This window comes from Actinomadura terrae (assembly GCF_022751215.1).
Lineage (GTDB): Bacteria > Actinomycetota > Actinomycetes > Streptosporangiales > Streptosporangiaceae > Spirillospora > Spirillospora terrae.
This window is the reverse complement of the sequence record NZ_JAICDG010000012.1, coordinates 1-6,934: the sequence shown is the minus strand read 5'-3', so window position 1 is coordinate 6,934 and position 6,934 is coordinate 1. Positions and strand designations below refer to the sequence as shown.

The window sequence follows — 6,934 nt, the reverse complement described above, 5'->3', positions numbered from 1 at the left end:
CGGCCCGTCAAACCCCACCAGCCCCACTCACCCCAGCGGATTTATCAGGACGAAAGGGCGCAGATGACACCGACCGCCCCGCTCGTGGCCGCCAGCCCGAGACGTAAAGGGGCTCGCTCTGCCACGGTGCCCGTCTCGGTCCTGACGTCGGGACGGCTTTGGCCGGATAGGAGTAGATCGTTTGCGGGGGAACTTGCACTCTGCGACAAGACCGTGACGCGACACGCCGTCACGAGAGTGGCATGCCATCAGGCAAGTGGCCAGGATGACCAGCATGGTCGCCACACGAACGCCGAAGCGTCCCAACCGGCGCCCGCACGCGCTTTTGCAGGGCCGGGTCGCCCCCGGGATCAAGGAGAGAGCCGAGCGGGGCGCCGCAGCACGGGGCGTCTCGCTCACCCGCTATCTGGAACTGCTGATCGAAGCCGACGAGCTGGCCGACACGCCACCGGCCCAGCTCGACCTGACCGCCTGACACGTGAGGACAGCGCCCACCCCAGGGCGACGAAGGAGAACCATGAGAGCGCCGTAAAAACCAGAAGGCCCCCGCGCCGATGCTTCCCGGCTTCCCGCGCGTGGGGCCTTCTCCGAACCGTCCCCGGTCACCGCGATCACCGTCCGGCGCTGCCTTGCTGGCTTACCAGGCCGTGCTGGCCGGTGCTCCGTGGTGTCGGGGCGTCCGATGACGTCCGGAGGACAGCATAAACCACCAACCTCCGGCAAGTCCTTCATCCCCCGCCTGCGGGGTGCCGAAAACGATCAGCGGTGAAAAGGACTCGGCCGGGCCCCAGCCCGCCGTGGAGCATGATCCTCTCCACGGCCAACGCGGCACCGCCGTCGACGCGCGCCGGTTCACCGAACCCGATATGTGGTCGGGACCGGACGCGGCCGAGGCGTGGCTGCTGCTGGCCCCGCGCCTGGCGGCGACCCCGTGGGCTCGGCGTAGTCCGGACGGTGGCGACAACTTCCCTGACGGCAGGCGCCTGCGGTTCCGCGTTGAGGATGTGCCCGACGAGCCCTCCACCATCTCCATCTACACCGCCGCCGCGGACGGTGCGACGACCGGTCGGCTGCTGGTCGGCGACTTCGATGTGAGCAAGGCCGAGGTGGCCGGTGCCGCGGACCCGGCCGCGCTGGTGGCGGCCGAGGCCGCGACGTTCGCGGAACTCATTGAGCAGTGCGGTGGCCGGGTCGTGCACGACATGTCGCCGTCCGGCGGCCGCCATGTCTACCTCAAACTCGCCCGCGCGGTCCCGTTCGAGGAGCTGCGCGATGTCGCGGTCGCGTTGGCCGACCGGTTCACCACGCTGGATCCGGCGCCGATGCTGAGCAGGTCCGGACAGATCCGGATCGCCGGGTCCCCCTACAAGCGCGAACCCGTCGAGCAGCCCAACGGGACGTTCCGCCGGACCGGGCGGCTGATCGGCTACATGGCGTTGACGATGCCCTGGGACCAGGCCGCAGCGGCGCTGCGGCGCCCGTGTGGACCACGGGTCTGGGGGCGGCTACAGGAGCAGCTGGCGGCAGAGCGGGCGGCCGTGGACCCGGCGCCGTCGTTGTCAGCGCCGATCCCGGGACTGTGGCATCTGGACGGCCAGGGACGCCCCTTCGTGCCGCGGCCTGGCGGCCGCCGTCCCCTGCCGCTGCGGCTCGCCGAACTGGCCACCACCGGCGCCTGGCAGGCCCCCCATCTGCAGCCCGAACGCACGCCGTACGCCTCGCCCTCAGAGGCCCGGTACGCGGTGCTGCGCAGTGCAACGGCCGCCGGGTGGATGTTCGGTGAAGTCCTGAAGCAGGCACGCCCCGGCGGGGCGTTCGCAGGCCTGGGCCTTCTGCTCGGTACCCGCACCCCCAGCCAACGCCACGCGGTCCTGACCCGCGACTGGGAAGCCGCCGCGCGAGAAACACAGGAGAGCCGGGCCCGTCACCGGGATGGCCGCAACTCGCACATGAACTCAATTACACACCCCCCGCCCACGAAGCCTCCTGGTGCGCACTGGCCCATCCCCCGCGCGTTGACCGATACCCCCTCGCTGCCCGTCTCCGCCCACCGGGAGCTGACCCGCTGGCAGACTGCGGTGTGGCTGGCCGAGCGCGATCCTGTACGTTGTAAAGGCTGGGGGCGGAGAGCTGTCTCCACCCGCCTGGTGCTGCGAGCCTTGGCGCTGGCCGTGCGGCTGTCGGGCGAGATCACGACCGCGTTCGGCTGCCGGTCCCTGGCGCTGATGAGCGGTCTGTCCTGGCGCACCGTCGCGACCGTCCTAGCCGAGCTACGCGCCGAGCACGACCCGCTGGTCGACCTCGTCCACCGAGGCCGTGATCTGGACGCCGACTGCTACATGCTGCGGACCCCCCACACCTACCGCGCCGAGACCACTCGGACTGTGCTGCAGGCCGGGCGGATCGAGAGCGGTCACCCCGTCTGGCTCGCCGACGAACTCGGCCCCGTCTGCGCGCTGCTGTACGAGACGCTCAGCACCCTCGACGCCCGACCGATCGAACTGCAGCGCCGCGCCGTGCTCTCGGCGTCGGCCGTCACCGACGCCCTCGCTGCTCTCGGCGCGTACGGGCTGGCGGTACGCGGCCCCGACGGTTGGCACCGCGGGGGCCGCGCCCTGGACGACGCAGCTGCCGAACTGGGCGCCTTCGACCTCTACCGCGAACGCATCGCCACCTACCGCGCTCACCGCGCCGACTGGCGCACCTTCCTTGAGTCCGTCCGCCCGCTGGAGCTCGCCCTGACCGACCTCGCCGCCCTGGAGGCGGCCTTCGCCGAACACGACCGGCTCATCCCCGAGCACCACCTCGCCCCCGACCCCTCCCCCGACGTGGACCTGATTGACGCCTGGACGGCCACCGGCTCCGAACCCTCCAGTGCCGACGTGGAAACTCCCGGGATGAGTACCGGCAGCCCGCCTGCGCCGAACCCTCGGCGACAGGTGCGCGAGCAATGCCCCCCACCAACCCCTGCGGTGGTCCCCGCCCCGGCACCGGCACCCGACGACACTCCAGCTCGGGCCCCCGCCGTCGCCCAGGCGCGACGACCCGCCCAACCCGCCTCACAAACCCCCCTCGATCCGCAGCCGACACCGGTACCGCCGCCCGCCCACGAGATCATCACCCCACGGCGGGACGCCCACGAGAACGCTGCCCACCGCGGCGCCTCCCTGGCCCGCCGCCTCCTGGCCGCGCGTACCGACGCCGAACGCGAGCAGATCCTCACCGATGCCGCCGCGGGACCAGACCCGTGACCGCGGTCGGCGAACCGGCCATGTTGCGGTTGCTGTCGACGTGTTGACCTGGCGGGTGCTGGGAGTCGGCCCGCCTGGTGTGGGACTGTGAACGCCATGACCACCGATGCCACCGCTCCGAGCGGCGCAAGCGGTCCGACCGACGTCCGGACAACAGACAGCTACCTGATCACCATCGCCAACCAAAAGGGCGGCGTCGGCAAGACGATGCTGACGCTGGCCCTGGCCGCCCACACCGTGAAGGCCAACGGCCGCGCGTTCGTCTGGGACATCGACCCCCAGGCCAACGCCTACGACCTGACCAGCGTGATGGACAACCCCGGCTACGAGGTCGTCCACGAGCAAAACCCCGACCGGGTCCAAGACGTGCGCCAGCTGCGCGGGTTCGACACCGTGTTCGTGGACTGCCCCGGCAGCCTGGAAGGCCAGGACATCCTCTCGCGGATCGTGCGCGCCTCCACGTTCGTGCTCATCCCCTACGACCACGAACCCGAATCGGTCCTGCCGACGCTCCGAACCGCACGGCGCGTCGCCGAACTCGGCGTCCCGCACGCCGTGGTGGTGACCAAAGCCAACCCCCAAGTCGGCGCCGACCACGTGGTCGACGCGTGGGAGACCCTGGAGAAGCAGGGCATCCCGCACTTCCGGTCGTTCGTCCGGCAGTACCGCGCCTGGCCCAACTCACTCAAGGCCGGCATCCCCATCACCCGGTGGAGCGAACGGTACGCCCCTAAAATCCGGGAGGACGTCGCCGCCGTCCACACCGAGCTGCTGCTCAACATCGGACGCAACGGAGCCCGGTGATGGCAGCCACCAATAAGCGCCGCGGCTTCGAGGACCTGATCGCCCGGCGCGACGAACTCGCCGATGTCTCCCCACCCTGGACCGCACCCGAACAGGACCCCTCGCCCACCGTGCAGGCCACGACCACCAGCGGCCTCAGCGACCCGGCATCGGCCGTCCCCACACCCCGGCCCGCCACCGGCGAAGGCGAGCTAGACGAGCAGGACCGAGCCGACCTCGCCGTGTGCGAAGCCGCGATCGACGGGCTGCGGCTGGCGTTCTGGGCCGCCGGGAAAGCGCTGCAGACCATCCGGGACCGGCGCCTGTACAGCGACGACTACCCCTCGTTCGAGGCGTACTGCGCCGAACGGTGGGAGATCAGCCGCCGCCAGGCCGACCGCCTGATCGCTGCATGGCCGATCGCCGAGCAACTGAGACCAATTGGTCTCGCCTCCCTCAACGAGGGACAGGTCCGCGAGCTCCTGCCGATCGCCTCCCAGCACGGCCCCGAGGCCGCAGTGACCGTGTACGGCACCGTAGCCGAGACCGGAAAGGTCACCGCCGCCATCCTGGCCGACGTCGTCCAGCAGATCCGTGACCGATTCGATCCCGCCACGGCCGCCGACGACATCCGCGCCTATCTCGCACGTGACCGCGACGTGCAAGGCGACACCGGCCCCACCGACCCCACCGCCGCGTGGACCGTCGAGGCCGACCGGCTCCGCACCACGGTGCGACGTGTCGTCTCTCGCCCGGCGTTTCGGGCTGCCGCCCGGGCCAGACCGGAGGAAGCCCGTGCCGTCGTCGCGGAACTGCGCGCGCTCCTGGACGAACTCGAGGCCACCGCGCTCGCCGAGGATCAGTGACCCTCCGGTAGGCGATCCACCGGACGCCCGGGATGGACGCCAAGGGCGGTAACGAAACGTTGGACGGCCAGCCTAGTTGGGGTGCCGTTAACGGACGTGTCATACGCCGCAAGTCCGGTCCGTCCGGCCAGGTCACGGGCTGTGCCCGGCGCCGGGGCGGCGCGCGGATTGCGGTCCGGGCACGGCGGGATAAGGCGGGCACCGGCCGCCGGGGCACGCCCCGATAACCGGGCGGCCGTGTGCGCGGGGAGGATGTCGGCGCAGGTCGGCGTCTGTGCACGGTCGGGTGGGCGGTGGCCGGGATGAGACGTTACGTCAACTCGCCGGTCACGCTCCGCGCTCGTTTGGGGTCTGTGACACGTTTCTTACCGGCGCCCCTGATAGGCATGGCGCCAGCCCTCTGGATCGTTGGGCGGCCGCGTACGGATGTTCGTCCAGTTACGGACGGACATGGGGTACATACAAGGAGACGCGGTCTAGGTTCGGTGCATGGCATGGTGGCAAGCGGCATTGTTCGGCCTGGGCGGCGGTTTATGCGTGGAGGCGCTGGAGCTGTACACCCACATTCGCCGGTCGCGGCGGCGCTGGAACTGGCGTCGTCCGATCCCGCAGGGCATGGCCGCGTTCGTAGTGTCGGTGGTGATTCGAGTCGGCGTCGGGGGCACGGTCGCCGCTGTGATGGCTTGGGACGGGCAGATCGTCGGCGCAATTGGAGCCTTCGGGGCCGGGGTGGCGGCGCCGCTGGTGATCGAACGGCTATTCAGGCTGGTGCCACTGACCGTGGACGGATCCAGTATCACGGTCCCTGCCTCAGTAGCCCCCGAGCCCTTGCCGACCTTGGCGCCAGCGCCACCTCAGCCGAGCCAGGTGCAGGGCGCGCAGGCGAGCAACTCCCCGGTCGAAGGTGGCGGTAATGCGCCCTGATCGTCCTGCCGGGCGCCTGATCGCTGCCTTGGCCCGCAGTCCGCAGCCGGCCCCGGCATCGCCCCGTGGTCTCTCCGCCACCAGCGCTTTGGGCAGGCTCATCGGCGCCCTGGCCCGGACACCCCTCCCGAATGAGGTCGCACCTGGCATCGCTCGATCGTCTATCCGCGCTCGTGCACGACTGCGTGGCGCGGATCTGTCCGGCGCGGATCTGTCTGGCGCGAACCTGATCGGCGCATTTCTGCGCGACGCGAACCTGTCCGAGGCGACCCTCGCTGAGGCGGGCTTGATCGGCGCGTATTTGGCTGGCGCGTCCCTGGCTCGCACAAACCTGTCCGGCGCGACACTCACCGCAGCAGATCTGTCCGACGCCTACCTACTCCGTGCGGATCTGTCCGGCGCGTACCTGACCGGTGCGAAGCTGACTCGCGCGACCCTGACCCGCGCCAATCTGACTGGGGCGTACCTGGTCCGCGCGGAGCTGACCGGTGCGCACCTGATCGGCGCGAACCTGACCGATGCGAACCTGACCGATGCGAACCTGACCGGCGCGAACTTGTCCGGTGCGAACCTGATCGGCGCGATTCTGACCGACGTGACCCTGGTAGGGGTGCAATGGTCGGCCCCGGGAACGCGGTGGCCTGCGGGTATGGCCAAGCGGATGCGGGACCAGTCGGAGGAGGTCGCGCCGGGGGTGTGGGTGGTGGCCGGGAGCGGTGGTGCGTCGGACCGGACCCCGGTCCCAGTAAGCTGACCCGCTCCGAGGCCCCGGGCGCGAGTGTCGGCGGCACCAGGTCTCGCGTTCGGCGCGGCGCTCCAGGCGGCGGGTGCAGGCGGTGGCTCAGCCTTCCCCTGGCAGGACCGTGAGGAGGATCGGAACGGTGGTTAGCGGTTGAGTCCGCTACCAGCGGCGATGTGGGCGGCGAGCCGGACAGAGAGTGGGCGCACCATCTGTCTGGAATCCGACGTCACCGCAGGTGGAGGCGTCTACCGCTAATTTCCGTTCGGATACTCCAAGCAGTCGCTATTTCAGCGGACGAAGTCTGCGACTACTTCACACGTCGCCCCGACCAGGCTGGAACCGCTGGCCTGGGCGGGGTGAGGGTGGCT

General features: G+C 70.5%; 6 protein-coding genes. All 6 read left to right on the top strand.

The genetic code is table 11. From position 1 onward, the window contains the following. Positions 1-274: 274 nt before the first annotated feature. The 6 genes from K2F47_RS39840 (at position 275) to K2F47_RS39815 (ending at position 6,578) form a co-directional block, all read left to right on the top strand. Positions 275-475 (top strand): hypothetical protein, encoded by a 201-nt coding sequence (locus tag K2F47_RS39840; protein WP_242911451.1) that lies wholly within the window; start codon positions 275-277, stop codon positions 473-475. 322 nt (positions 476-797) lie between these two features. Further along, positions 798-3,251: a hypothetical protein gene (locus tag K2F47_RS39835; RefSeq protein WP_242911450.1), complete on the top strand. Its 2,454-nt coding sequence runs from the start codon at positions 798-800 to the stop codon at positions 3,249-3,251. Between the two features lie 96 nt (positions 3,252-3,347). Continuing rightward, complete coding sequence (locus K2F47_RS39830; protein WP_242911449.1) at positions 3,348-4,055, top strand: ParA family protein; 708 nt, start codon at positions 3,348-3,350, stop codon at positions 4,053-4,055. Next, entirely contained in the window at positions 4,055-4,900 is an 846-nt protein-coding gene (locus tag K2F47_RS39825; protein WP_242911448.1) for a cyclin family protein, read from the top strand. Before K2F47_RS39830 ends, K2F47_RS39825 begins: the two co-directional genes overlap by 1 nt. Before the next feature lie 489 nt (positions 4,901-5,389). Continuing rightward, complete coding sequence (locus tag K2F47_RS39820) at positions 5,390-5,824, top strand: hypothetical protein (protein WP_242911447.1); 435 nt, start codon at positions 5,390-5,392, stop codon at positions 5,822-5,824. After that, positions 5,814-6,578 (top strand): pentapeptide repeat-containing protein, encoded by a 765-nt coding sequence (locus tag K2F47_RS39815; protein ID WP_242911446.1) that lies wholly within the window; start codon positions 5,814-5,816, stop codon positions 6,576-6,578. The genes K2F47_RS39820 and K2F47_RS39815 overlap by 11 nt, the downstream gene beginning before the upstream one ends. Positions 6,579-6,934 lie beyond the last annotated feature (356 nt).

Excerpts from the sequence above, each read along its gene's own strand:
- K2F47_RS39840 (WP_242911451.1), top strand. The coding sequence starts at position 275 with ATGGTCGCCACACGAACGCCGAAGCGTCCCAACCGGCGCCCGCACGCG.
- K2F47_RS39830 (WP_242911449.1), top strand. The coding sequence starts at position 3,348 with ATGACCACCGATGCCACCGCTCCGAGCGGCGCAAGCGGTCCGACCGAC.
- K2F47_RS39825 (WP_242911448.1), top strand. The coding sequence starts at position 4,055 with ATGGCAGCCACCAATAAGCGCCGCGGCTTCGAGGACCTGATCGCCCGG.
- K2F47_RS39820 (WP_242911447.1), top strand. The coding sequence starts at position 5,390 with ATGGCATGGTGGCAAGCGGCATTGTTCGGCCTGGGCGGCGGTTTATGC.
- K2F47_RS39815 (WP_242911446.1), top strand. The coding sequence starts at position 5,814 with ATGCGCCCTGATCGTCCTGCCGGGCGCCTGATCGCTGCCTTGGCCCGC.